Below are 24,418 nucleotides of genomic sequence, written 5' to 3'. Positions count from 1 at the left end.
GCAGCGTTGCTGATTTGTTGCAAAAAACGCAACGCCATGCAAGCAACCGCACCGGGCTTTTTACCGTCAACCTTTCACATGGTTGATCCGCTGTGGTTGCACCGTCATCCGCTGCTGTGCCCGGAAAACAGGCCTTTTGGCACTCGGATGCAAAAGATAGGTATTTTTTCCTATTTTGGATTGACGATGCGATTTCGACAACATAATCTCAACTCCAACAACAAGAGACGCAAGGCGGGAGGGAAGGATCGGCATGGCAAAGGCGGGAATGCCGCGGCAGACGATCGCCCCCTCGCACCCGATGCCGGAGGAGCGAATGCGTAAGGAGCCGCTTTCCATGCTGGCGCAATCGGATCTGATCGATGCGCTGATCGGGCGCTGCGTCATGCGCGGCGGCGAGTTGGCCGGCGAAACACTGCTGGTGATCGACAAGGAGGCCGTCGACGACCTCTTGCAGCTTGCCAACCGGCTGCGCCGCCTTGCGCTTTTCGAAGACCGCATCCGGGCGATGATGATGGCCGCGCCTTAAGGCTCGGCCGCGCCCGGAACCGCAATCTCAACACAGAAGACATCAGGCGGCCGCCCGATCGGACGGCGCGCGCTCCAAACATGTGAGGACCGATATGCAGACGATCACGACACGCCCGACCCCATCGGCAGCGCCCGCCCCGCTTGCCATCACCAAGCCCCTGCTCTGCCCCTGTTGCAAGCAGCCGGTCACCACGCCGCAGCCCGAGATCGTCATCGATCAATATGGATTGACGCCGATGGAAGGCCGCATCTTCCAAACGGTCTGGAAGGGCAAGGGCCTGCCCGTCATCACCGAGCGTATCTTCACCGCCATGTATATCGACGATCCCGATGGCGGCCCCTCGCCGGACAAGATGTACCTCGCCTTCAAGGTGGCGCTCTGCCACCTGCGCCAGAAGCTGGAAGGCTCCGGCATCGGCATTGCCAATGTCGGCTATCGCCGCGGCTACCGGCTGGTGCTGGAGGGCAAGTTTCCGAGCGCCACGGCCCCCTGAAACTCCCGCGAAAAGACACGATAACCATGGCCGCCGCCCGCACCGCGCCGGCCGTGTTGCGATAATTACAACATCCATTGCAAGAGCCGCAACATGCCATCAGATCTCGAACGGCTTCGCCGCGATGTGTCGCTGTCCGAGACAGCGGCGCATTATGGCTGCAGGCTGCAAGGGAATGGGCATGAATATCAGGCCTGCTGCCCCTTCCACGCCGAGAAGACGCCGTCCTTCACGATCTTCAGAGCGCAGGATGGCATCGAGCGCTTCCATTGCTTCGGCTGCGGTGCAAGCGGCGATATCCTGGATTTCGTGCAGCAGATCAAGGGCGTCGATCTGGCGGAAGCAATCCGCATCCTCGATGGCAACAGCCATATCAGCCCGAACATCGCCCCGCGCAGGCAGCCGGCGCGCGACCCCTATGAGGGCATCACTCCGGTCGCGCCGCCCTCCGAGCCGATCAAGCCGGGCATCCGCATCCGCCTCTATAATCCCAAGCGCAAGGGCGAACGCTCCGAATGGGGCTCATTCGCTCCATCCATGGTCTTTCCCTATCGCGGGGCCGATGGCGCGCTGACCGGCTACGTGCTGCGCCACGATCTTGCCGATGGGGGCAAGGAAACGCCGATGGTCATGTTCGCCCGTCTGCCCGACGGCAGCGAGACCTGGTGCCGCTATCCCTTTCCCAAGCCGCGCCCGCTCTATGGTCTGCAGACGCTCGGCAAGACGAAGCAGGTGATCGTCGTCGAGGGCGAAAAATGCCGTGACAGGCTGGCTGAGAAAACCGGCCGCACCGTGCTGTCCTGGGCCGGAGGCACGCAGGGCGTCAAGCACACCGACTGGTCGCCGCTATCAGGCCGCGATGTGGTGATCTGGCCGGATTTCGATGTGCCCGGCCTTGCGACGGCAGACGAGATCGCAGCGATCCTCTCCGGCCTCGGCGCGCGCGTGCGCCTGACAGGTTTTGCAGATGCCGGGGCCGCGTCCGATCTCAAACCCTTCACCTACCGCGACTGGCAGGGGGGCCACTCTCCCGACCGCGGCTGGGATTGCGCCGATGCGATCGATGCCGGGTGGACGCGCCTGGAGCTCGATGCCTTCATGCGCGCCACCATCCGCCGCTGCGCACCCGCCCCGGCCGGATCACCACCGGCCGAAAAGCCGGGCAAGCCGGGGCCGAAGACGCCGCCGCCGGGCGCCGATGGCATTGACCGCATGCCGGAATGGTTTCCGAGTCAGCCTTTCGGCTCCGAAGTCTGGCTGGCGCGCATCTTCAACGAGCATCTGGAGCAGGCCTGCGGCGGGCGGATCGTGCGCGCCGACGGCAAATTCTGGGCCTACGGCCCCTCCGCCTGGCGGCCCATCCCCGAGCAAAAGATCCGCCTTGCCATACATGCCTTCGATGCCGTCGGCATAGGCCCGAAGGAAAAGCCGCTGAAACTCGGCCGGCACATGATCGACGGCATCGTCAATGAGCTCGGCACGCGCGTCACCGATGCCGGTTTCTTCGCCAATCCCGTCATCGGCCTCAATGCGCGGAACTGCACCATCATCCTCGATGACAAGGGCAAGGTGATCTGTCGCGAGCATGACCCTGACGATCGTTTCCGCTTCACCATATCGGCCGATTACAACCTGCATACCGAGAGCGACCCGCCTGAGGGATCGCTGCTGCACAAGCTACTTTACGGCGCCTTTCGTGACGATCCCGATGCCGCCGACAAGATCGACCTCGTTGCCGAGATGCTGGGTGCCGCCGCCTTCGGCCTTGCCACGCGCCTGCGCCAGCCGAAGGCCTTCATCCTGCTCGGCGAGACCGCCAGAAACGGCAAATCCACCATCGCCTCGCTCTTTCGCGCGCTGTTGCCGGAAGGCTCGGTCTCCTCAGTCTCGCCGGCCTTCTTCAATGATGAGAAGCGCATCGTCAATCTCGCCGGCAAGGCCGCGAATGTCGCCGACGAACTGAGCGGGGCGGCGATCGCCGGCGAGGAATTCAAGGCCGCCGTCACCGGCAACCCCCTTGAGGGCCGCAGCCTCTACAGGAATGTCGAAAGCTTCATCCCGCGCGCACTGCATTGCTTCACCACCAACACCCTGCCCCGCTTCAACGGCGGCATCGACCGCGGCCTGCGCCGTCGCCTCGTCGTCATCCAGTTCAACCGCTCCATTCCCGATAACGAGGTCATCCCCGATATTGCCGAGCGCATTGCCGAAGAGGAGATCGAACTGCTGCTCGGCCTTGCTGTCGCCGGCGCCCAGCGGCTGAAGCGCAAGGGCAGCTACACCATCCCCGAAAGCTCCAAGGAAGCGCTGAATTCCTGGCTGCTGCTCGATCCGCTGAACGAATGGTTCGACATCCGCGTGGTGCCCGCAGAAGCCGAACCATTCGGCGGCTGGCTGCGCACCGCAAAACTGTTTGAAGATTTCCGCAAATGGGCGATCGATCAGGGCTACCGCGAAAGCTTCCTGCCGCCCGTCAACACCTTCTCCCAGCGCCTGAAAGCCATGCCCGATGTGCGCCTGGTGCGGTTTGCGGACGGCACAGTCGCGCAAGGCGTCACGCTGAAGGAAAGCGCATCTACTCCTGCGGTGAGTTATGCCGACGTGTTCTAAGCCTCTGCTTCCGCTGGGTGAAATTTCCGGCTCTACCGCTCTCGTCGCACAGGCCAACGGCGACACCGGAACTAGCCCAAAATGATTAGGAGTCATCGCGGAACGATTTTGCAGGATCGCAGTTGTTAAGCCGGCCTTCGAAGGCCGGCCGCCGCGCCCCACTCCGCCTTCCTGTTGCGGAGGCGGCGGTCCCCGCCGCGAGCCTCATCGCCCCTGCCTGAATCCCGCCCCTGACCGGCCATCATGCGACAGGCTCAACTGTTGCGAATGAAAAGTTGCTGCGATCCCATCGACAAGGACCGCGGCATGACCAGCACCAATTTCCCAGAATGCCTTTCCATCACGCTTGCATCCGAAGGCGGCCTTTCCACCGAGCGCACCGACCCCGGCAACTGGACCGGCGGCAAGATTGGCAAGGGCACGCTGAAAGGCACCAAATACGGCATCTCGGCCGCCGCCTTCCCCGCCCTCGATATCCGCAACCTGACGCTCGACGACGTCAGGCCGATCTACAAGGCGAAATACTGGGACGAAATCGGCGGCGACGCCCTGCCCGCCGGCCTCGACCTCGCCACCTTCGACTATGCTGTCAACTCCGGCCCCGCCCGCGCACTGCGCGACGCGCAGGCGGTGATCGGCGTCCCCGCCGACGGCAAATTCGGTCCGGTCACCCGCGCTGGGGCCGCAGGCGCCGGCATCAAGGAAATCAAGGCCCTCTGCGCCAAACGGCTGAGCTTCATGCAAAGCCTGGCGATCTGGAAGACCTACCGCAAAGGCTGGTCGGCACGTGTGGCGAAGATCGAGGCGAAGGCGGTGGCGATGGCCCTGCGCGCCCAGCCGGGCGTGGATGCGAAGGCGGCGCTGGCGGATGAGGCGATTAAGGCCGAGAAGACAGCCGGCACGCTGCAGAAAGCAGGCGCGGCGATTGCGGTAACCACCTCAGGTGGGGCTGGTACGGGCGCTGCACTACCATCCGAGCCGAATTTGCTGCTGCTTGGTGGGCTGATGCTGGCCGGGCTGGTCATGGCGGGTGTGCTGGTCGTGAAGGCCGTAAGAGAGAAGGAACGCGCAGAGGCATACCGGGCGGCCGGGCGGTAACGACGGAAGCTGGTCCGCCTCGAATGTGAACGCCGGTTCACCGATCAGCCCATCCAGTTTATCTCCCTTGGTTACCTCCGCAACAAGGGCGTCGCCGGCTGCCACACACAAGTCATCCAGCGACGCAATTTCAACCTAATGCAGAAAAAATAAATAGATTAAAGAACATATTTCCCGCAGCACGAGAATCAAAATAAAGATACCTCGCCAGTCACAGCATAACACGCTGTCAGCAGCACAATTGAGGGATAATCATGCGCACCTATATTTCATTGACATTGATTGCCACCGGATTGCTCACCGGCTGTGTGCCGACCGAGAAACAATATAATGCAGCTGTCAGGGTGGTGCGAGGCAGCGAGAGTCAGAGAAACGGGCTTTTGGACGAGTGCATCAGGCAGGTCGGCTTTTCCGACAAGAAGGCCCGCCATAACGCCGCTGTCGCACTGAATGTGGCAGACAAGGACGCTCCGAAAGCTGTCTGCAGCCGATACACAAATGCGATCGTTTCCGGCGACATAACCTATCAGGATACGCTCGACCTCAGAAATCACCGCTACACCCCGAGGCTGATCAAGATCTTTCGGGGCGGTTGAGGCGGACGTATTGAATGTCTTTATGCGCCCGCCCTTGCGAATGGAAAGGCGGGCGGCCGAATACCGGGAATTCGCCGGATCGGCAGCAATCAACCGGCCCATGACATGGCGGTCCTCGCCCAGATGCCGCGCTGCGCCTCCGGCACGGGATCTATCGCATTGAGCCGCATCGTTATCGAGCAAGCCTCTTCGTCGCTGAGTTCGGCAAGATTCGTCAGCTTTTGCACCTCCGCTGCGGTCACACGCAGGTGCTGTGTGATCATTTGCGAGATATCCTGCGCGGTCAGCTTCACTGCGGCGGGCGGGCGGGACTTGCCGTCCTCATAGGCCAGGCGTTTGGCTTCCATAACTTGCCAATAGCTCTCTTTGATCTGGGGAATGGCCTGTGCGGCCTGAGACACCCGCATACTCATAAGATCCTTGCAGCCCTGCGGATAATATCGCGCAAGAGCCTCGTTGAGCGCAGCCGTCTTCTTCAAGACATCGATCGCAATGGCATCGTTTGCCCGCGACAGCGCAGGATTGCCATATTTCGCCACCATCGCGGCCGCTTGTGCTCGCGGATCGATCTTGCCTCCCGAGGCTTGCGCCTGGGCAAACAACTGCCGCGTTTCATCTTCGTGATCCATGAAGACCGCGTGAACGAAAGGATTGATGCCGGCGAGGACCTTCATCTCCTTTTCGAACGAGCCGGCCTTCGTTTCCTGTGCAGCCGCGCCCGATGCGGGCTTCGCACCTGCGGCAGGCTTTTGCTTCTCCGGGGACGGACCGAGCGAGAGCAATGCCCTGCCCCAATCGCCCTGCAGCTCTTTCGGCAAAGCGCGTACGTTATAGAGTTTCTTCGCGATCGAGCACATGTCTTGGTCGCTCACCCCGGCAGGAGCCTTCAGCGCCTTGTGTATCTCACCCCCGGTCATCCCCAGGTACCGCTTCATGACGTGGTACCGCTCCTTGCCGGACATCAAGGCAATCGGAGCTCGGAATTTCCCATCCTCATAAGCATAGGTTTTCGCTCGCAGATCATCCATGCGACCATTTCTGACTTCGACAACGGAATACCAGTCAGGCATATTGCCGGTGAAGAAATATTCGCAGCCTTCAGGATATTTAGCGGCCACGATATCTGCAAGCGCGGCCGTCTTGTTCATGATTGCAATCACGGCGCTATCGCCTGCGCGAGAGAGGGCAGGAGTGCCATACGTGGCGATGACAGCCGCAAGGGTTTTCCTCTGTTCAACCCATTTTTGATGGGACGCCTCCGCATAGACTTTCAGCGCGACATCCCCGTGATCCCGGTAAATGGCCTGCAGAAAAGGATCTATCCGTCCGGTCAATCGGATCACTGTATCCAGGGGATCTTCCTTGGCATCTTGCGCAATTGCGCCGGATGCGAAGACTGTGATCGCAGCCAACAGCGACAATAACTTTTTCATGAAACCCCACCCCGATTAGTTGCAAATCTTCTATGTTTGAAATTCAAGGCCGTCTACGACCCATTCAAAAACTGGTAAAAATATCAGAGGAATAACCGAGGCACCGTCACAAGCGGCACCTCCGGTATCACGTAGCGTCAGCCACGCCGAACCTAATATCGGCAGCTCATCACTGCCGCTGGGCGTGGGTTGTGGGCTCAGCTATCCAGCTTCAGCGCCAGCTGCTGCCCGCCGAAAACCTTCAGTACATGCTTGTTGATCGGCCGCATGGCCTCGATGCGGCGCTGCTCTTCCCGCCGGCGCGCCTCGTGGCGCTCGCGGTCTGCGCGCAGCTGCGCGGCAAAGGCCATGGCCTTGTCTGCTGCTCCTGAATAACTCGGGCTTGCTGCCATCGAACTCTCCATCAGAACATAGATGAGAACGTTTTATTTGTTCTCATTTTGTTCTCTTTTCTGGATAAGTCAAGAGTATCGTTTCAGGGGGATAACAAGGGTGAGTCTTCGGCAAAGGATAAGCGGTGCCGGTAAAAGGAAGGGAAAGCACCATGTCTTTGGCGCAGCAGACTATTCTCTCGACTGAATCCAGACCATGGCGAAAGACATGAGACCGCAAAGGATGGCGATCAGAAGCAGGCTGTCCATCGAAATCCTCCTGTTTATGGCAAAAACGCGGCAGAAGGATTTTGGTTCAATCGCCTTTTATTTCAGGCGGTTCGCCCATCTACGCTGGCCTGATCACCGTCATGATGACGATATTGCCGGCTTCGTCCCGAGCGCTGTCTGTCGTGGCAATCACCTTGCCGTCAAATTCCGCCTCCGCCTCGGCGAAAGCCTCCCGCACCAGCCGGAGCGTTTCCAGATAGGCGCTATTGTCTCGCCTGGGCATGGCGAGCAATGCCTTGATCCCTGCGCTATCGTCTGCCATCAGGCTCGCACTCCTTTGCTCGATCCCGAGATCGGGAGGATGGGGGATCGTCCGGCGTTGCCTTCCTGTAAAACAACGGGTGGGTCAAGTGTACGAAATTGCTCCCGGCGGGTGGCGGCCGCGCCCTCGAACGCCATCTCGCTTTATCCCCAGCTCTCATGTATAAGCCCTCGTCCCATCGCCAAGCCCCGCTCCGGCCTTTCGCCATGGCGGGCTTGCAGGATCGGGCCTCCGCCACGACATGAGGCCACGGGACCAGATGATTGCACGAAAGAAGAATAGAGATCATGACCACGGCGAAGACGGCTGCAGCAGAGACGAACCAGCGCTATTTCAAGGCGCCGGTTTTCGCCGTTGCGCCTATGATCGACTGGACGGATCGCCACTGCCGCTACTTTCACCGCCAGATCAGCCGTAACGCCCTGCTCTATACGGAAATGGTCGTGGCTGACGCCATCATCCACGGCCCGCGCGAGCGCCTGCTCTCCTTCGATACCGCTGAACATCCCGTCGCCCTGCAGCTCGGCGGTTCCGATCCGGCCAAGCTGGCGGAAGCGGTGCGCATTGCCGAGCCCTATGGTTATGACGAGATCAACCTCAATGTCGGCTGCCCGTCGGATCGCGTCCAGTCCGGCACCTTCGGCGCCTGCCTGATGCAGACGCCGGAGACGGTTGCCGAATGCATCGCCGCCATGAAGAAAGTCGCCAAGGTTCCGGTCACGGTCAAATGCCGCATCGGCGTCGACGAGCAGGATCCGGAAGTGGCATTGCCCAGCCTGATGACCCAGGTGCTGGAAGCCGGCGCCGACGCGATCTGGATCCATGCCCGCAAGGCCTGGCTGAAGGGCCTGTCGCCGAAGGAAAACCGCGAGATCCCACCGCTCGATTACGAGATCGTCTACCGCATGAAGGCCCGCTTCCCGCATGTCTTCATCGGCATCAACGGCGGCATTCAGACGCTGGACGAGGCAGAAAGCCATCTTGCGCATGTCGATGGCGTCATGCTCGGTCGCGCCGCCTATCAGAATGCCGCTATTCTCGCTGACGTCGATCACCGCTTCTTTGGCGCCGCTGCCGCAGAGCCGGACTGGAACGCCTTGCGCGACCGCATGATCGCCTATGCTCAGCGCCATATCGCCAGTGGCGGCCGCCTGCAGCATATCGCCCGCCACATGGTCGGCCTCTTCACGGGCCTGCCCGGCGCACGCCGCTACCGCCAGATCCTGTCGACCGACGCCGCAAAACCCAATGCTGGCCCGGAAGTGATCGCTGCAGCCTTCGCAGCCGTGGATTTCGCAGGCACGGCGGAAGCCGTCAGCGCCTGAGGCGACATAGGGGCAATCCGCTCCGTTCCTTTCCGTGTTTGAACGAAGTTCGATCGAACGCGTTTATGACTATCTCCAGGAAGGAATAGGAAAGGAAACGCTCATGAAGAACCTCATGATTATCGCCGCTGCCGCCTCCCTCGGTTTTGTTCCCGTGGCCGAGGCCGCGAGTCAGCACAAGCAACCCAAACATGCCGCCCAGCAGGTGGTCGCCAACGAACCGAGGCAACGTCTCGGTACCCTCTCCTGCGAAGTCGCGGGCGGAGCCGGCATGATCATCGGCTCGAATAAGGCGGTCGATTGCAGCTTCAAGCAGAAAACCGGCAGGGTCGAACACTACACGGGCTCGATCGGCAAACTCGGTCTCGATATCGGCGTCACCGGCAAATCCTACCTCAGCTGGATCGTCCTCAACACCGCCCCCACACGCGTCGGCGATGGCGCTCTCGCCGGCACCTATGTCGGCGCCTCCGCCAATGCTGCTGTCGGCGTCGGCCTCGGAGCGAACGCCCTGGTGGGCGGAAATTCGAAGAATTTCGCATTGCAGCCGCTCAGCGGCGAAACCGGAACCGGCGTGAATGTAGCCGCCGGCGTCTCCCGCCTAGAGCTGAGAGCGACGCGTTAAATCCTGCCGGCGGCGGCCCACCCCTGTCGCCGCCGGTATTCTTCCCGATTGCCAGCCCAGATAATGCTCGTCGCGCGTTTCACCCCGGGCAAGCCGTCACGCCCCAATTCCATTGGCCTTTCACAGGAATTGTCGTAATCCGGTGCACGACCTCACGCGGAAACGAACATGCGGATCAGACAGGCAACCCGGGACGATTTCGACGCCTTGCGATCGATAGAGCTGGCCTCGTTCGAAACGCTGCGCGCCGCAGGCGCCGTCAGCGGGGAGCCTGAAGCCAGCAGCGACGAGGAACTACAGCATTATCTAGAACACGCCCTCCTCTACGCCGCCTGCGATCATAGCGACCTGCCGGTCGGCTATGCCGGAGCCTATGTCGCGGAAAAGTCCCTGCACATCGGCGAAATGGACGTCCATCCGGACTTTCAGAAAAAAGGCCTCGGCCGCAGGCTCATGGAAACGCTCCTTGCTGAGGGCCGCTCGCGGAAGCTCGCGGAAGCGACGCTGACGACAGATCGTTTTGCCCCCTTCAACGCTCCTTTCTACGTGTCGCTTGGCTTTCGGCTCCTCGAAAAAGACGAATGCTCCCCGCGTCTGCAGGCAATCCTTACTTCCGAAGCCGAAAAAGGCCTCGACCCGTTCCGCCGCATTGGTATGGTCCTGTCGTTCTGATACCGACATATAGGAGGCCATCAGCATGGAAGACGTGCTGGCCCTGGTAACCGGCGCAAGCCGCGGTGTCGGCCGCGGGATTGCGCTTGCCTTGCTCGCCGAGGGCGCCACGGTCCATGTGACCGGAAGGACGCGTTCGGAGGCGGAAGCAAACGGGAGCAAACGCACAGGCTCGCTGGAAGGGCTCGCGCTTGAGGCTGCGAACCTGCCCGGACGCCTCGTCGTTCATCCTTGCGATCACAGCAACGATGCTGAAACCGAGCAGGTCGCCGCAGAGATCAGGGCCGGCGGCAGGCTGGACATTCTGGTGAACAATGCGTGGCCCGGCTATGAAAACATGGTTGAGGACGGCGATTTCACTTGGCCTCGCGCTTTCTGGGAGCAGCCTGTGTGGCGGTGGGATGCAATGATCGGCACCGCGCTCAGGGCGGCTTTCATGATGTCGCGTGCGGTTGCACCCGTCATGGTCTCGGCCGAGCGCGGCCTGATCGTCAATATCTCGTTCTGGGCAGCGCAATTCTACGACGGCAACGCGATCTACGGCACTGCGAAAGCCGCCGCCGACAAGATGGCCGCAGACTTCGCGCATGATCTGCGTCCGCACCATGTCGCCGCCGTCGCCCTCTATCCCGGCCTGGTACGCACCGAAGCGGTCATGCAGAATGCCGAATATTTCGACCTGTCCAATTCCGAGTCGCCACAGTTCATCGGCCACGTCATATCAGAACTCTGGCGAGACCCTGCGCTGATGTCGAAATCCGGCCAAGTCTTGGTCGCGGCCGAGCTTGCTCGGGAATATGACATCGCCGACACCAATGGCTACAGGCCTGTTCCCCTCACAGCGGCTGACTTTGCGAAGAGCTAAATCACCGGCCTTTTCGAGGCCGGATGCGGATTCAAGCCATCACCAGCAGCAGCACATACGCCACGACCGTTACCATCAGCCCGCGGAACGCAATCGTCACGAAGCGGTATTTGCTGCGGGCGATATGCGAGAGAATGTCGGCATTTTCCAGATATTGATCGAAGAGATAGCGCTCGTCGCGGCGGATGGCTGCCTCGAAGAAAGTGTCGCGGTGTCTAGGCCAGGCACCCCAGAACATTGAGGTGGAGCGATCGAGCCGCCGCGGCAGCACGACGAGGATGGCCGAGAGAATCGAGAAGACCGAGGCCGCCGCCAGCAGCCCGGAAAAGAGAATGGCCTGCGGCGTGCCCTGCGCATAGCGCGCAAAGGTGAAGACCGCCCTGACCTCGGCGGAGCTCACAAGAAAGGCGAGCATGAAAGTAAAGATATACGCCGCCTTCTGATCCGATATCTTAATCTGATCGTAGAATATGTCGTTGATTTTCTTGATATGGTCGAAATATTCCGAACCGATATCCTCGCTTGATGGAGAAGCGGAGGGCAATTCCGCGTAAATCTCGAACTCGCTCACTTAAATCCCCCGGCCTGCAATAGTGTTTCCCTAATAATACACTCGAAGCTTAAAGCAAGAACACGTGTGCATCCGGCTTGACTTTTAAACCCTGCTTGGCCAAAGGGGAAAAGGATGCGGGGGTATCTGGAATGTCGGGGTGGCAGTCTTTTCTGAACGCAAGCACGTCTCTTGCGATCACATCGTTTCTGTTTGCATTTCCCGTTGCGGCCGAGCCGTTGCAGCGCCCGACGCCCGTTGCAGGCTCCGTCATTGCACGCAAGGCCGGCGAGGAAGTGCGCTTCGTCGATGTCACCAACTGGCGCGTCGTCGATCTCAATCAGGACCTGCTCGATGGTGACGTGCTGCGCACCAATGCCACCGGTCAGCTCGCCATCCTCTTTTCCGATCACACGCAGATTCGCCTCGGCCGCAATTCGGCGCTGCAGGTCAAGAAAATGTCTGCGACGGGCGACACGATCCTCAACCTGCAATCCGGTACCATCTGGGCGCGCGCCCAGCGCGGCGGCCAGGGCCTGACGGTCGAGACGCCTGCCGCCGCCGCCGCTATCCGCGGCACGGACTGGACCATGACTGTCGAAGGCGCCAAGACCTCGATGATCGTGCTCGAAGGCCGCGTTTCGCTCACCAATCCGCAGGGCAGCGTCGACGTCAACGAAGGCGAAGGCGCTGTCGCTACTATCGGGCAGGCGCCGCACAAAATTATCAGCGTCAATCCTGACGACCGCGAGCAGATGCTCTTCTATCTGGACTTGCGCGACGGCTTCGGCCTGATGCCGACCTCGCCGCTGCGCGCCGACCGCATGGCGACAGAGCGCCGCCGGCTGCTGGCACTGCCGCCCGAACGCCGCACGACGGAAGACTGGCTGGAACTTGCCGAAGTACAGAGCGCCTTCGACGGGCGTCAAGCCGCTGCTGCAACGTTGCAAAATATCCGCGGCCGCAAGCTGACAGTAGCCCAACAGGCGCGCGTCGACCTGCTTGATGCGACCATCGCCGGCTCCGAAAAGCGCTATGGCGATGCCGCGAAACTCTTCGAAAAAGCCCTGCCGCATCTCGATCCGACACGCCGCAACATGGCGCAATATGGCGGCTATTTTGCCCGCTCGCTGGCCGATCCTACTCATGCCGAACAGCCGCCAGCAAATACCGCCGGACCCTATGGCGCAATCATGCAGGCCTATACGGCAGGCTTCCTGGAAAACCCGCGCGCAGCCCTCGACATCATCAAGAAGGCGGAACAGCGCTATCCCGATGATCCGACCCTGCCGGCGATCCGCGCCCAGCTCGCGCAGCTCGTCGATGACCGCAAGCAGATGAAGGAAGCATATGAACGCTCGCTGGCGCTCGACCCCGATCATCCAATGGCGCTCGCCGCCCGCGCCGGCTACAAGGCTGCCTATGAGAGCGATATCAACGGCGCGCTGGCGGACCTGAACCGCGCCATCGAGCTGGCACCCGGCGCATCCGGCACGCTGAATTCGCTCGGCCTGCTGCAGAGTTCGCGCGATGCCAATCGCGAGGCGGAAGAAGCGTTCAAGAAGGCGATCGAGCTCGATCCGCAAGATCCAGTAGCGCATGCCAATCTGGCCATCCTCTATCTCGACCAGGGGCGCATGAAGGAAGCCAAGCGCGAGATCGATACGGCGATCGCGCTCGATCCATCCTTCGATATCGCCCTGCTCGCCCGCGGCCGCTACTATCTGCAGACCGGCGAGCGCGACAAGGCGCTGGAAGATCTGCTGGCCGCAAGCACCGCCAATCCGGGTCACTCGCAATCGCAGCTGATGCTTGCCGCCGCCCATTACGAGAAGGGCGATCGCCTCCCCTCGGAACAGGCGCTCGACAATGCCAACCGCCTGGATGACAACGATCCGGTCATCTCAGCCTTCCGCACCGCCGTTGATATCGACGACTACAATGCCGATGGCGCAATCGCCAACGCGCAGGAATTCCTGCGCCGCTCGCGCGCCCGCGGCGGTGATTTCAGCGGGCTCGGCGCCAATCAAAGCGCCGGCTCGACCCTGAACAACGCTTTCCGCCTGCAGGGACTGGATGCCTGGGGCCGCTATTATGGCGATGCCGTCTTCGATCCCTTCAAAGGCAGCGGCTATATCGACCAGTCGATCAAGGGCAGCATCTTCCCATTCGTCAATGCGACGAGCTTCAGCGATGACAATGTCATCCAGTACCGCAACAATGCGTCAAGCTATTCATCCTTCATCCAGGGTCTGCTGCTCTCCCCGCACATGCTGTCCGGCCGTTCCCGCGCGGCAACGCTGTTCGATGTGCCCTTCATCGAAGGCTCGCTCGGCGGCGGCATCAACAGCGTCGACGGCCATACGCGCCGCACCGGCGAAGCGGAAATCCAGGGCTATTCGAACGCTACCTTCCCGATCAGTTTCTACGGCAACCTGACCTGGGAAGAGCTGGCGCTGGATGGCGACTACCGCGATTTCGGTGGATTCGCGCTGGACAAAAAACTGCTCACGGGCAATGCCTACCTGACGGCCACGCTGACGCCGGATGACCGTATCGTCAGCTTCATCAATCACGGCAAAGCCTACGGGCCGCTCAACGCCCTGACGACAAGCACCGCTTTCACCGATCGCCTGAACGAAGAATTCTTTCTGCCGGTCTTAGGCGGTGTAATACCGACGTTGGAGCTGCCCCTCTATCAGAACAGATATGATGAGGGTGAGACGACGATTGGCGGTGTCGGCTGGAGCCACACCTTCGGATATCGGAATGTGCTGAATACCGCACTCCTTTATTCCGAGGGTAAGGCGAAAACCGTCTTCGATCAGACGTTTGATGCCTCCGACGCGACCGGTGCCCCCGCTCCAGATCTTATTCCGTTCATGGAAACAAGCCTGGAGAGTGCCTCCAAAACCTATATAGCGGCAATCAGCCATAGCATCGGCGATGACACCCTGACCTGGCGATACGGTATCGAAGGCGGATGGACCGATAGTAGCAGCAAAGCGATGAGGCATTTCGATACCCTCATACCGGGCTTAGTGTTGGTGGACGAGGAGACAATTGGTCCGCCCGACGAGAACAGCCGCGTCAATATCGGCCGCACCTATATCGATCTCCTGCACGAAATCACGCCTGATCTGAAGGGTGAATACGCACTGTTCGCCACACGCCTGGAAGGCGACGATACCGATGTCAGCCGGCTTGAACCGCGTTTCGGCCTTGCCTGGCAGCCCGTGCAAAATCAGTGGCTACGCGCAGCCTTCATGCGTCAGGGCCTGGACACGGGCGTACCATCATTGGCGCCGGTCGGCATCCTTGGCCTGCAGGCCAACCAGTTTTCGGTCGGAGCAGAGGGTTACGCCGATACTGTTGCCTTGCAATGGGATGCCGAATGGACGGACCGCTTCTTCACGTCGGTCGAATACCAGCATCAGGAATTGCACGATTTCTCGATTGGTCTGCCAGTCACCGGCCTCGCGCTCATCGACAGCCAGACTTACGGGCGCGGCACCATCGATCGCGCTGCCGTTACGGCCAACCTTGCTCTGGGATCCGGCTTTGGCCTCTCGGCCACCTATGCCTATATGGATTCTGAAAACGAGGATCCGACGACCTTCAATTACCACGGCGACCTGCCTTTCATTCCGCAAAACTCCGGCCAGATCGCACTGACCTGGGTCAACGAAGCCAAGGTCAAAGCGACCGTTGCTGCAAACTATATCGGCGAACGCACCGGCGATCTGGTTGGCACGAAACTCGACGATTACTGGAGCCTTGACGCCCATCTCATCTGGGAGCCTTTCGACAAGCGCATCGCGCTGGAGGCTGCTGCCTACAATCTGCTCGACGAAGATTTCGAGGTTCTGCCCGGCACCCCAGGCTGGGGCCGCGCCTTCAAGGGCAGCCTGAAGATCCGCTTCTGATGATGGCGCGCCCGGCCGCCCTGCGACGTCTTCAGGCAGAGCGGTCGCCAGAACCGGGTCTTGAGGCTGGTCGCCCGCCCGGCTGGCCTTTCTCCAGCCGCGGCATCCGTCTTCTGGTGCTGGCACTGATCACCTTGGTGACGATCTCGCTGATGTCGCGCCTGCCCGCCTGGACGCTGACGGAGCTGCGCACCTTCGACTATCTCTCCACCATCGACGACCCGTCTCCGCCCGATGGCGGGCCGATCATCGTGGCGATCGACGAGCCCTCACTTGCCGACATAAACGCCCAATGGCCCTGGCCGCGCAGCTTGCATGCCGAACTCGTGCGCCAGCTGCGCGCTGCCGGCGCAAAGGCCATCGCCCTCGATATCATCATGGCCGAGCCCTCGACGCCCGAGAACGACCAGGCGATATCATCGGTCGTTGGCCCGGATGTGGTGCTTGCCGGCGACGAGACGCTGATCAAGACACCGCAAGCCGATCAGCTGCTGCGCACCACGCCGCTGCCGCAGATGACCGAGGCCGGCGCGCGCACCGGCATCGCCTCCATCACGCTGAATGGCGACGGCGTCTTTCGCAACGTTCCATCCTATGAGGATGGCTTTGCCATAGAGCTTGCGAAGGCTACGGGCATCAAGGCGCCGCATCTGCCGGCGGGGTCGCTTATTCAGTCCTTCGGCCCGGCCCGCAGCTACCCGACGGTCTCCTACTATCAGGCGCTCGATCCGAAAAATTTCCTGCCGCCCGATATCTTCAAGGATCGCGTGGTTCTCGTTGGCCTCAGCCTGCAGAACGCCCCCGAGATCGACCAGGGTGGCGTCGATGCCTATGCCACCCCCTATACCGTTCACACCGGCAAGCTGATTTCCGGCGTCGAAGTGCAGGCCACCATCTACGACAATATCGTCCACGGCCTGGCGATTTCCGAAGCCGGCCTGCCGGTCGTCGCGATCTGCATCCTCATTGCGGTCGCCCTCGCTGCAGCCACTGTCTGGAAGGCCACGAGTTGGCGCACGCTGGTCGCAACCGCTGCTGCCGTGCTGGCCTTCGCGGCGGCAAGTTATGCCGGCATCCGCTTTACCCATATCTTCGTCTCGCCGCTTGGGCCGACCGTCGCCTTCGTCGCCGTTGCCTTCGGCCAGGCGGCCTTCGATTACGCGCAGGAGCGGCATCAGAAGCACCAGATCACCCGGGCCTTCGCCCAATATATCTCGCCCGATCTCGTCCGCCGCCTCTCCAACGATCCCTCGCAGCTGAAGCTCGGCGGCGAGCGGCGCACGCTGACCGTCCTGTTTTCAGACGTGCGCGGCTTCACCACCATCGCCGAGACGATGAAGGACGATCCCGAGCAGCTGACGACGCTGATCAACCGCCTGCTGACGCCGCTCTCGGATGTGGTGATGGATCACGGCGGCACGATCGACAAATATATGGGCGATTGCATCATGGCCTTCTGGAACGCGCCGCTGGATGATCCCGACCATGCGCTGCATGCCGTGAAGGCCTCGATTGCCATGCAGGATGCGATCGGCACACTGAACCGCGAGCTGGAGCGTGAGGCAGCCGCCACCGGCCGGCCGCTGCATGTCCTCAAAATGGGTGTCGGCATCAACACCGGCGAATGCATCGTCGGCAATATGGGCTCCACCCGCCGCTTCGACTATTCCTGCCTCGGCGATAGCGTCAACCTCGCCTCGCGCCTCGAAGGCGCCTCAAAGAATTACGGTGTAGCCCTGCTGCTCGGCGAGGAAACCGCCCGCCTCGTCGCCGACCGGTATGCCGTGGTCGAGCTCGACCGCATCATCGTCAAGGGCCGCACCGTCCCCTCGCCGATCTTCACCGTGCTCTACGGTTCGCACAGCGCGGCACTGCCGGAGCATAACGCCTTCCTGAAAGCCAAATATGCGGGCACGCTCACCATAGCAGATCCGGCCTTCGAGACCCTGCCGAAAGCCATCCCGGAGCTCTCAGCCTATTATGCTTTGATGCGCGGCAGCCTCGCACAACACGACGCAGCCCTGTAAAGCATTTCCAGCAAAGGTGTGGAGCCACCTTGCGTCCGGAACTGCGTCAGAACAAAAACATAGCGCACTTTCCCCCCGCCGCCTTTTGCGTCTAGGATATCGACAGACTCGTCAATCAGCCAAGAAGCCTCGCCATGTCCTTTCCCGCCACCGTCATTCCCCTGCCGCAGCCCGTTCTCCTGCCCGTCGAAGGCAGCGCAGATGCCTTCCCCGTGCGCCGCGTCTATTGCGTCGGCCGCAACTATGCCGACCACGCCATCGAAATGGGCCACGACCCCAACCGCGAGCCGCCCTTCTTCTTCCAGAAGAACCCCGACAATCTCTTCGCAGGCAACGATTTCCCCTATCCGCCGTTGTCGAACGACGTGCATTTCGAGGTCGAATGCGTGCTGACGCTGAAGGCCGGCGGCGCAGATATTCCCGCCGATAAGGCGCTCGATTGCATCTATGGCTATGGCGTCGGCATCGATTTCACCCGCCGCGACCTGCAGGCGGAAGCCAAGAAGCTCGGCCGTCCTTGGGAACTCGCCAAGGCCTTCGAACATTCCGCCCCGGTCTCGCCGATCGTTCCGGCAAGCCGCATCGGCCATCCCACCGCCGGCCGCGTTTGGCTGGAGGTGAATGGCGTCAAGAAGCAGGATGGCGACTTAAACCAGATGATCTGGAAAGTTCCGGAAATCATTGCAGAGCTGTCGAAACTCTTCGTTCTCGCGCCCGGCGATGTCATCATGACCGGCACGCCATCAGGTGTTGCCGCCATCAGCAAGGGCGACAGCATTTCCTGCGGCGTCGATGGCGTAGCAACGCTCTCGCTCAAAGTGATTTGAGGAACACCATGGCGACCTATGCGCTCGGAGCTTTGAAACCGAAACTGCCTTCGTCTGGCACCTTCTGGATCGCCCCCGACGCGCATGTCATCGGCAATGTGGAACTCGCCGAAGAGGTCGGCATCTGGTTCGGCGCCGTGCTGCGCGGCGATAACGAACCGATATCGATCGGCAAGGCCACCAACCTGCAGGAAGGCGTATTAGTCCACACCGACCCCGGCTTTCCCGTCAGCGTCGGCGAAAATTGCACCATCGGCCACCACGCCATCATCCACGGCTGCACGATCGGCAACAATTCACTCATCGGCATGGGCGCAACCGTCTTGAACGGCGCAAAGATCGGCAACAATTGCCTCGTCGGCGCCAATGCGCTCGTCACTGAAGGCAAGGAATTCCCCGACAATTCCCTTATTGTCGGGTCGCCTGCCAAGGCGATCCGCACGCTGGACGACGAGGCGGTCGCCAGGATCACCCAGTCTGCAAGAAACTATGTCGGCAATTGGCAGCGCTTTGCGCGGGATCTGGTGCGGATCGATTGAAACTCGACCACGAGCGGATCGACTGACGTCAGCCGCGGGCGAATCGACTAAATGGAGTGTGGCGACAGCGACGGCTGGCGCTGCCAGCCTTGACACCTTACGATGTCTGGCACGCATTGTTCGTTGGTTTTTGGCCTCACCGCTGTAGTTTTGGACGCGCGATGATTTCCACGCCTGCCGCATTCGTAACCCTCGCTTGCGCGGCCACCCGATCGAGCAGGCTCTGGCGGAAAGGCGGGGGATCGCCTGGATTGACGAACAGTTTGCCGAAGTTGACCGCAATGTGCTTGCGGTCAATCTCTCCCGCGATCCGTTTGCACTGCCTCACGTCGGCTTCGTAGGCGTCGTCCATGACCAGCTCGACTGCCATGACGCTGAGGTCTTCCGTCTGATCGTAGCCGCGGCGAATCCAGTCTTCCGGCTCCGGCGAAGGGTTCTGCGGCGCCAGCGGCGGATCGCCCACGAAGGTAAAGACGGCACGCACCTCGCCAAAGTAAATGCCGTTACCATCCTCGTTCCACACCTCCAGGACAGGACCGGCGGTACGGTACTTCAGCGTTCCGCTGCCGCCGGTGTAGAATCTCGATAGCAGGTCGTCCTGCGGCGGGCCGAAATAGTCATCCACCGGTTCGAACATGACAGTGACGCTGCCCTCGCCATCATTGAGCATATGGTTGTCAATCAGCCATCGCACTTCGGCGATTGGGCCGCCCTTCAGCAGATTAAGGGCATAGCGCGTCGTCGTCTTCAGCCGGAACGCGAACGCGTTGTACTCTTTCTCGGGAAACCAGCAGACACGCATTTTGACGGCACCCTGGCGATCGAGCCGCCGCTCGACACCGATCACAGCCGAACCCAGTTTGGCCAGATTGACCGGCGTGGCCGAGGCGTGGCCCTTTGCCAGATAGTCGGCCTCGTCGTCGGTAAACTTCATCTCGAAATCACGCGCGGCCGCGCTCAACTCGTTTCCGAGGAAAACCACAGCGTCGATGCCGAGCAGGTCGTCGGGATCGATGATCTCATCCAGGCCGGCGGCATCGGCCAGCGCGTCGCGCAGTTGGCCGGAGATTGCGTCCTTCACCGAGTTGGTGATTGCCTTGACCGCGTTCTTGCGTGCGGCCGCATCGCCCAGCCGGTCGAGGCGCGTCTGGATGTTGTCTATTGGCGCGACCACCATGTCGTTCGCATCGCGCGATAATTCGTTGTCGTACCCGCCATTGATCAGCTTCGTCAACTCGACGGATAGCGCAGGCCCGAATACCTTATTGAACTTCTTCTGTCCTGCTTCCGAAGTACTGGGCGAGAATGCGTCCTGATCCCAAAGCAGCGCGACCATTCCCCCCAGGCCTGGAAACCATCCCCCTATTTCCAGCAAGGCCGGCCGAAGGCGGAACGAACGCGTCCCCAGCGCTGCCGGAATCGGCAGCGTAGCCGGTGCATCCACGTCGCGGGACCCAAGCAGCCAGGGGCTCGCCGGAGCGCCGCCTTCGAACGTCTTTACCCCGATCGAAGGCAAGAGGCTGCCGGGCGGCGGCGCAGTGATCGTATCCGCGTCGGCCTTGAAACCGAGAATCCACATGTAGGGCTCGTCACCGCCGGAGTCCTCGGTGGCGCGGACGTCCATCTGAAAAAGAGCGAAAGTGACGTCGATTTCTGCCGGTCGCATAGCAAACACCTTTCGCAGACACGCTCTGCGGCTTGATTGGCTCATCGGATGCTTTGAATGGACGAATGCAATTGGATGCTAATGCACAGATAGCATGTACTGCTGATAAATTCCAGAAAAACGTGTATTGCCTCTTGGTGCCGCCCTACCACAGATTGCCTGAACGGCCGCTGCTATGCACCCAACGCGGTAGCATCGGAACGGGCAACCACCTGCAGTGGCACGGCGACGACCGGATCAAACAGCGTCGACCGGAAATTATTCGAGCCGCAAGCTCACCCAGGAATGCGCGGCGTCGTTATAGACGCTTTGGCTGGGCGCAAGATCGGTGACGTCGTCAAAGCAGCCCAATGCAATCGCCACTAGGCCCGGCCGAAAGCCTGGCATCCAGTAAACGGTCGAGCCGCATGACGGACAGAAATAAAAGGTCAGATCCTTGCCGCTGTCCCCAACGCGCACATAGGTGGAGGATTCTCCCGCGTAAGCGACTTCTGCAGCGTTAAAAAATACCGCAACTCCGAATGCCGAGCCGGTGCGGCGCTGACAGGATTTGCAATGGCAGGCCGACACTTTCAGCGGCGGACCGCTCGCAATGGCCGACAGGCTGCCGCAAGAGCATTTCGCCGAACGCTCCATCTTTACCTCTCCCTGAGACCTGCATCAGATCGCCGCAGACGCATGATACCCGGCTGTCCTTATGGCGCTATGACACAATGAACAGGCGGCAAACCGGGTGTTGAGATGAGCCTGCCCTCTAACCTGCATCGCCGATATCAAAACGCACGATCTTGTCGGCTTCCATACGGAAGATATGCGTCACTGTCTTATCCTTCAGGCCATGATCTTGCCCCTTCAGCGGCTGGCCATTCAGATCAAAGACCCTCTGGATCACCTCGACTTCGATGGCGCCGTCTGGCGCATGGCGAAATGCCACCGGTTCGACATGCGGGCTGATGATCGCCCATTGGCGGGTCCAGTAATCCCGAACCGCCTCACGGCCATGGACATGGCCGCCTTCCATGCCATTCGCCCAGGTGACATCATCGGCGAGCACGGCAAGTACCCCATCAATATCGCGCGCATTGAAGCGCTCATAGATGCGCTCGATAATTTGCGTCTGTTTTTCCGACATGCTGTTTCCTTACCATGGTTTAAAGCCGTTTGAGCGGGTCGGGCCGGCATTGACCAACACCACAGCTATAGATACATACGTACATATGTAACTTAGTCAATGGCAGGCAACGAGCAAATGGAATGAGTGAAGACGTGCTTTCCACGCCGGGGCATCTCATCAGCCTCGCAGCGCGAGGCTTCGCCCGCCTCAGCGAGTCACGTCTCAAACCGCTCGGCTTCGGCGTCGGGCAATTGCCGGTTCTGGTGGCGCTGAAAAATGGCAAGGCAAGCACGCAACGCGATCTCGCCCGCTTCGCGAAGGTGGAACAGCCGCCAATGGCGCAGATGCTCGCCCGCATGGAGCGGGATGGCTTGATCCGGCGTACACCCGACCCTGCCGACCGCCGAAGCAGCCGCATCGTGTTGACCGAGGACGCGCAGACACGCATGCCCGAGGCGATAGCAACCTTGTTTCAGGGCAACCGCGAAGCCTTGGATGGCTTCACACCATCAGAAGCGGAGCAATTCGTCGCCATGCTGGCGCGATTGATCGTAAATCTGGATAAAATCGCCGCTGCCGATCCGCCGTGATCATTCGTACCGTCATCAAGATCCTCAGCGCGTCGTTGTCTCCACCTTCCGCGCAAACGGCACCCATAGCAGCGCGCACCCCGTCAGCACCGCAACCACCATCCATGCCTCGTTGATCGCCTGAACCGTCGCGGCAGTCTGCACCAGCGGATCGAGCATCGCCGTCGTGTCCGCGTCGAATTCGCCCTGATACCCGGCAATCGCCTGCAGCGGCGCGCCGACGAAGGCGGCAATATCCACATCCCCCGCCTTCAGCCGGTCCCAGATACCTTGGCCGAGTGGGTCCGAGCGGGTGTAGATGACGGTGTCGATGAGCGCGATGCCGATCGCGCCGCCGAGATTGCGCATCAGATTGAACAGACCGCTCGCATCGGGAATATGCTCCGGCGGCAAGGTGCCGAGCGCCAGCCGCGTCGGCGGCAGCAGGCAGAACATGATGGCACTGCCGCGAATGACCTGCGGCCAGAACATCGCATCATAATCGGTCTGCGGGTCCTGAAAGGCGCTCATGCCGATACCAACGGCAAAGAGCGCAAAGCCGGCGGCAGAGAGCCATCGCGCATCCGTCCGCTTTTCGAGCGCCACCGCAATCGGCGCGGTGATGAGCTGGGCAATGCCCGTCACCAGCATCGTCATGCCGATCTCCAGCGCATCGTGTCCGCGCACGAAGGCGAGGAAGACGGGCATGAGATAGACGGAGCCGAAAAGGCCGATGCCGAGAATGAAGCTCATCGCCGAGCCGGCCAAAAAGTTCCTGTCACCGAAATTGGCGAGCTCGACCACAGGCATTGCCCTGTGCAATGTCCGCCAGGCAAACGCGCATCCGCAAATCAGGAACAGGCCGAGCAGGCCGGTGACGATGAGTGAAGTCCAGCCGCTCGTCGGCGCCTCCTTCAGGCCGATCTCCAATGCGGCAAGGCTTACCGCCATCAGCAGCAGGGAGATGATATCCAGATGCCAGAGTTCGGCGAGGTTGACGCTCTCTCGGGGAAGCGAGCGCATGGCAACGAGCGCGGCCAGAATGCCGGGCACGATATTGATCAGGAACAGCCAGTGCCACGAATAGGTCGCCGTCAGCCAACCGCCGACGATCGGTCCGATGGTCGGCGCAAGCACGGCGAGAACACCGGCGATCGTCGTGGCAAGCGCCTGCCGCTTATCCGCAAACAGGATGAAGACTGCCGAAAACACCGAGGGGATCAGCGTGCCGCCGGAAAAGCCCTGGACGACGCGCCAGGCAACGAGCTCGCCGAAACTGCCGCTCGCAGCGCAGCCCGCAGAAGCGGTCACGAACAGCAGGAGCGAGGCGACGAAAAGCCAGCGCATCGTCAGCAGCCGGGTCAGAAAACCCGTCAGCGGGATCGCCACCACCTCGGCGATGAGATAGGCGGTCTGCACCCAGCTCATCTGATCCGGATGAATATCGAGCGCTGACTGGATGGTTGGAAGCGAGGTCGCGACGATCTGCACGTCGAGGATCGCCATGAACATGCCGAGGCACATCGCCAGAAAGCCGATCCATCTGCGCTCTGGCGCAACTGCTGACGAAACGGGTTCAGACTGGTCGGGCATGGAATGGTCCTGCGAGAGCGACGTTCTGAGACGCGACCGGGATGGCCGGAATCGACGCGTGGCAGGCGACAATAGCAGGGCATGGCGCAGCCTGCCAAAACACAATGGCAGGAGAGCGCCGCAGCGAGCAATCACGCAGTACGGATGAGAAATTCAGCGATCAGCCGCGTTGCCACGGCCGCATGCGTTTCGAGCAGGAAATGCCCGCCATCGAGGATAGGCGCTTCCATTCTCGGCAGCGCCTCGATCCAGGACAGGGTTTCCCTGAGGTCGAAAAAGGCGTCGTGTCGCCCCACATCTTCAAGGGAAAATGCGCCCCCCGTCGGAGAAACGAAATATCGCAGATTCTCGATCTCGCCTCTTGCAATCCGGGCCGACACGCATCATATCACGGCTTCACCTGAAAACGAACTTGCGCTTGGTATCGACGTTGG

23 protein-coding genes are annotated in these 24,418 nt (G+C 61.0%); 14 read left to right on the top strand and 9 right to left on the bottom strand.

What is annotated here, in order from left to right; genetic code table 11:
* Positions 1–253 precede the first annotated feature (253 nt).
* The 5 genes from EV281_RS16160 to EV281_RS16140 all read left to right on the top strand — a co-directional run bounded on the left by EV281_RS16160 (position 254) and on the right by EV281_RS16140 (position 5,329).
* Positions 254–529: a hypothetical protein gene (locus EV281_RS16160; protein WP_132654079.1), complete on the top strand. Its 276-nt coding sequence runs from the start codon at positions 254–256 to the stop codon at positions 527–529.
* 94 nt (positions 530–623) lie between these two features.
* Entirely contained in the window at positions 624–1,025 is a 402-nt protein-coding gene (locus tag EV281_RS16155) for a helix-turn-helix domain-containing protein (protein ID WP_132654078.1), read from the top strand.
* A 93-nt stretch (positions 1,026–1,118) separates the two neighbouring features.
* A complete protein-coding gene (locus EV281_RS16150; RefSeq protein ID WP_132654077.1) occupies positions 1,119–3,635 on the top strand; it encodes a CHC2 zinc finger domain-containing protein in 2,517 nt (838 codons plus the stop codon).
* 306 nt (positions 3,636–3,941) lie between these two features.
* Entirely contained in the window at positions 3,942–4,733 is a 792-nt protein-coding gene (locus tag EV281_RS16145) for a glycosyl hydrolase 108 family protein (RefSeq protein WP_165911901.1), read from the top strand.
* Positions 4,734–4,987: 254 nt separating this feature from the next.
* Positions 4,988–5,329, top strand: coding sequence for a hypothetical protein (locus EV281_RS16140; protein ID WP_132654075.1), 342 nt, complete (start codon positions 4,988–4,990; stop codon positions 5,327–5,329).
* An 89-nt stretch (positions 5,330–5,418) separates the two neighbouring features.
* Here EV281_RS16140 and EV281_RS16135 read toward each other — a convergent pair whose 3' ends face one another.
* From EV281_RS16135 to EV281_RS16125, 3 genes are all read right to left on the bottom strand, one after another.
* Positions 5,419–6,762 carry a hypothetical protein gene (locus tag EV281_RS16135; RefSeq protein WP_132654074.1) on the bottom strand — a complete coding sequence of 448 codons (1,344 nt, stop codon included), beginning with the start codon at positions 6,760–6,762 and terminating at the stop codon, positions 5,419–5,421.
* 197 nt (positions 6,763–6,959) lie between these two features.
* Positions 6,960–7,154: a hypothetical protein gene (locus EV281_RS16130; RefSeq protein WP_112706271.1), complete on the bottom strand. Its 195-nt coding sequence runs from the start codon at positions 7,152–7,154 to the stop codon at positions 6,960–6,962.
* A gap of 328 nt (positions 7,155–7,482) precedes the next feature.
* Positions 7,483–7,686 carry a hypothetical protein gene (locus EV281_RS16125; protein WP_132654073.1) on the bottom strand — a complete coding sequence of 68 codons (204 nt, stop codon included), beginning with the start codon at positions 7,684–7,686 and terminating at the stop codon, positions 7,483–7,485.
* 287 nt (positions 7,687–7,973) lie between these two features.
* On the opposite strand from EV281_RS16125, the gene dusA reads away from it, so the two are divergent.
* From dusA to EV281_RS16105, 4 genes are all read left to right on the top strand, one after another.
* Positions 7,974–9,011, top strand: a complete 1,038-nt coding sequence (gene dusA / locus EV281_RS16120) for a tRNA dihydrouridine(20/20a) synthase DusA (protein ID WP_132654072.1) — start codon at positions 7,974–7,976, stop codon at positions 9,009–9,011.
* Between the two features lie 103 nt (positions 9,012–9,114).
* Positions 9,115–9,636: a DUF992 domain-containing protein gene (locus EV281_RS16115; protein ID WP_132654071.1), complete on the top strand. Its 522-nt coding sequence runs from the start codon at positions 9,115–9,117 to the stop codon at positions 9,634–9,636.
* 168 nt (positions 9,637–9,804) lie between these two features.
* Entirely contained in the window at positions 9,805–10,308 is a 504-nt protein-coding gene (locus EV281_RS16110; protein ID WP_132654070.1) for a GNAT family N-acetyltransferase, read from the top strand.
* Positions 10,309–10,333: 25 nt separating this feature from the next.
* Positions 10,334–11,173 (top strand): SDR family NAD(P)-dependent oxidoreductase, encoded by an 840-nt coding sequence (locus tag EV281_RS16105; protein WP_132654069.1) that lies wholly within the window; start codon positions 10,334–10,336, stop codon positions 11,171–11,173.
* Between the two features lie 31 nt (positions 11,174–11,204).
* Here EV281_RS16105 and EV281_RS16100 read toward each other — a convergent pair whose 3' ends face one another.
* Positions 11,205–11,744, bottom strand: a complete 540-nt coding sequence (locus EV281_RS16100; RefSeq protein WP_132654068.1) for a Pycsar system effector family protein — start codon at positions 11,742–11,744, stop codon at positions 11,205–11,207.
* Positions 11,745–11,875: 131 nt separating this feature from the next.
* On the opposite strand from EV281_RS16100, the gene EV281_RS16095 reads away from it, so the two are divergent.
* The 4 genes from EV281_RS16095 to EV281_RS16080 all read left to right on the top strand — a co-directional run bounded on the left by EV281_RS16095 (position 11,876) and on the right by EV281_RS16080 (position 19,042).
* Positions 11,876–15,649 (top strand): FecR domain-containing protein, encoded by a 3,774-nt coding sequence (locus tag EV281_RS16095; protein WP_132654067.1) that lies wholly within the window; start codon positions 11,876–11,878, stop codon positions 15,647–15,649.
* Entirely contained in the window at positions 15,649–17,676 is a 2,028-nt protein-coding gene (locus EV281_RS16090) for an adenylate/guanylate cyclase domain-containing protein (RefSeq protein ID WP_132654066.1), read from the top strand. Before EV281_RS16095 ends, EV281_RS16090 begins: the two co-directional genes overlap by 1 nt.
* A 134-nt stretch (positions 17,677–17,810) precedes the next feature.
* Complete coding sequence (locus tag EV281_RS16085) at positions 17,811–18,503, top strand: fumarylacetoacetate hydrolase family protein (protein ID WP_132654065.1); 693 nt, start codon at positions 17,811–17,813, stop codon at positions 18,501–18,503.
* Between the two features lie 8 nt (positions 18,504–18,511).
* Complete coding sequence (locus EV281_RS16080; protein WP_132654064.1) at positions 18,512–19,042, top strand: gamma carbonic anhydrase family protein; 531 nt, start codon at positions 18,512–18,514, stop codon at positions 19,040–19,042.
* A gap of 136 nt (positions 19,043–19,178) precedes the next feature.
* Here EV281_RS16080 and EV281_RS16075 read toward each other — a convergent pair whose 3' ends face one another.
* The 3 genes from EV281_RS16075 to EV281_RS16065 form a co-directional block, all read right to left on the bottom strand.
* On the bottom strand, positions 19,179–20,708 hold the full coding sequence (locus tag EV281_RS16075; protein WP_132654063.1) for a hypothetical protein: 1,530 nt from the start codon (positions 20,706–20,708) through the stop codon (positions 19,179–19,181).
* A gap of 258 nt (positions 20,709–20,966) precedes the next feature.
* On the bottom strand, positions 20,967–21,344 hold the full coding sequence (locus EV281_RS16070) for a GFA family protein (RefSeq protein WP_132654062.1): 378 nt from the start codon (positions 21,342–21,344) through the stop codon (positions 20,967–20,969).
* A gap of 118 nt (positions 21,345–21,462) precedes the next feature.
* The gene (locus EV281_RS16065; protein ID WP_132654061.1) at positions 21,463–21,840 is read right to left on the bottom strand and encodes a nuclear transport factor 2 family protein; all 378 of its coding nucleotides are present in this window, start codon (positions 21,838–21,840) and stop codon (positions 21,463–21,465) included.
* Between the two features lie 122 nt (positions 21,841–21,962).
* On the opposite strand from EV281_RS16065, the gene EV281_RS16060 reads away from it, so the two are divergent.
* Positions 21,963–22,412, top strand: a complete 450-nt coding sequence (locus EV281_RS16060) for a MarR family transcriptional regulator (protein ID WP_132654060.1) — start codon at positions 21,963–21,965, stop codon at positions 22,410–22,412.
* Between the two features lie 24 nt (positions 22,413–22,436).
* On the opposite strand, the gene EV281_RS16055 is transcribed toward EV281_RS16060, so the two are convergent.
* Together EV281_RS16055 and EV281_RS16050 are read right to left on the bottom strand one after the other, a co-directional pair.
* On the bottom strand, positions 22,437–23,984 hold the full coding sequence (locus EV281_RS16055) for a DHA2 family efflux MFS transporter permease subunit (RefSeq protein WP_132654059.1): 1,548 nt from the start codon (positions 23,982–23,984) through the stop codon (positions 22,437–22,439).
* A gap of 131 nt (positions 23,985–24,115) precedes the next feature.
* The gene (locus tag EV281_RS16050; protein ID WP_207896873.1) at positions 24,116–24,364 is read right to left on the bottom strand and encodes a hypothetical protein; all 249 of its coding nucleotides are present in this window, start codon (positions 24,362–24,364) and stop codon (positions 24,116–24,118) included.
* Positions 24,365–24,418 lie beyond the last annotated feature (54 nt).

The organism is Rhizobium sp. BK418, assembly GCF_004341105.1.
In the GTDB taxonomy this organism is placed as follows: domain Bacteria; phylum Pseudomonadota; class Alphaproteobacteria; order Rhizobiales; family Rhizobiaceae; genus Rhizobium.
The sequence above is the reverse complement of the archived record's forward strand: the minus strand, read 5'-3'. Positions and strand labels throughout refer to the sequence as shown.

Coding starts and splice junctions, on each gene's coding strand:
- EV281_RS16160 (WP_132654079.1), top strand. CDS start 254: ATGGCAAAGGCGGGAATGCCGCGGCAGACGATCGCCCCCTCGCACCCG.
- EV281_RS16155 (WP_132654078.1), top strand. CDS start 624: ATGCAGACGATCACGACACGCCCGACCCCATCGGCAGCGCCCGCCCCG.
- EV281_RS16150 (WP_132654077.1), top strand. CDS start 1,119: ATGCCATCAGATCTCGAACGGCTTCGCCGCGATGTGTCGCTGTCCGAG.
- EV281_RS16145 (WP_165911901.1), top strand. CDS start 3,942: ATGACCAGCACCAATTTCCCAGAATGCCTTTCCATCACGCTTGCATCC.
- EV281_RS16140 (WP_132654075.1), top strand. CDS start 4,988: ATGCGCACCTATATTTCATTGACATTGATTGCCACCGGATTGCTCACC.
- EV281_RS16135 (WP_132654074.1), bottom strand. CDS start 6,762: ATGAAAAAGTTATTGTCGCTGTTGGCTGCGATCACAGTCTTCGCATCC.
- EV281_RS16130 (WP_112706271.1), bottom strand. CDS start 7,154: ATGGCAGCAAGCCCGAGTTATTCAGGAGCAGCAGACAAGGCCATGGCC.
- EV281_RS16125 (WP_132654073.1), bottom strand. CDS start 7,686: ATGGCAGACGATAGCGCAGGGATCAAGGCATTGCTCGCCATGCCCAGG.
- dusA (WP_132654072.1), top strand. CDS start 7,974: ATGACCACGGCGAAGACGGCTGCAGCAGAGACGAACCAGCGCTATTTC.
- EV281_RS16115 (WP_132654071.1), top strand. CDS start 9,115: ATGAAGAACCTCATGATTATCGCCGCTGCCGCCTCCCTCGGTTTTGTT.
- EV281_RS16110 (WP_132654070.1), top strand. CDS start 9,805: ATGCGGATCAGACAGGCAACCCGGGACGATTTCGACGCCTTGCGATCG.
- EV281_RS16105 (WP_132654069.1), top strand. CDS start 10,334: ATGGAAGACGTGCTGGCCCTGGTAACCGGCGCAAGCCGCGGTGTCGGC.
- EV281_RS16095 (WP_132654067.1), top strand. CDS start 11,876: ATGTCGGGGTGGCAGTCTTTTCTGAACGCAAGCACGTCTCTTGCGATC.
- EV281_RS16090 (WP_132654066.1), top strand. CDS start 15,649: ATGATGGCGCGCCCGGCCGCCCTGCGACGTCTTCAGGCAGAGCGGTCG.
- EV281_RS16085 (WP_132654065.1), top strand. CDS start 17,811: ATGTCCTTTCCCGCCACCGTCATTCCCCTGCCGCAGCCCGTTCTCCTG.
- EV281_RS16080 (WP_132654064.1), top strand. CDS start 18,512: ATGGCGACCTATGCGCTCGGAGCTTTGAAACCGAAACTGCCTTCGTCT.
- EV281_RS16075 (WP_132654063.1), bottom strand. CDS start 20,708: ATGCGACCGGCAGAAATCGACGTCACTTTCGCTCTTTTTCAGATGGAC.
- EV281_RS16070 (WP_132654062.1), bottom strand. CDS start 21,344: ATGGAGCGTTCGGCGAAATGCTCTTGCGGCAGCCTGTCGGCCATTGCG.
- EV281_RS16065 (WP_132654061.1), bottom strand. CDS start 21,840: ATGTCGGAAAAACAGACGCAAATTATCGAGCGCATCTATGAGCGCTTC.
- EV281_RS16060 (WP_132654060.1), top strand. CDS start 21,963: ATGAGTGAAGACGTGCTTTCCACGCCGGGGCATCTCATCAGCCTCGCA.
- EV281_RS16055 (WP_132654059.1), bottom strand. CDS start 23,984: ATGCCCGACCAGTCTGAACCCGTTTCGTCAGCAGTTGCGCCAGAGCGC.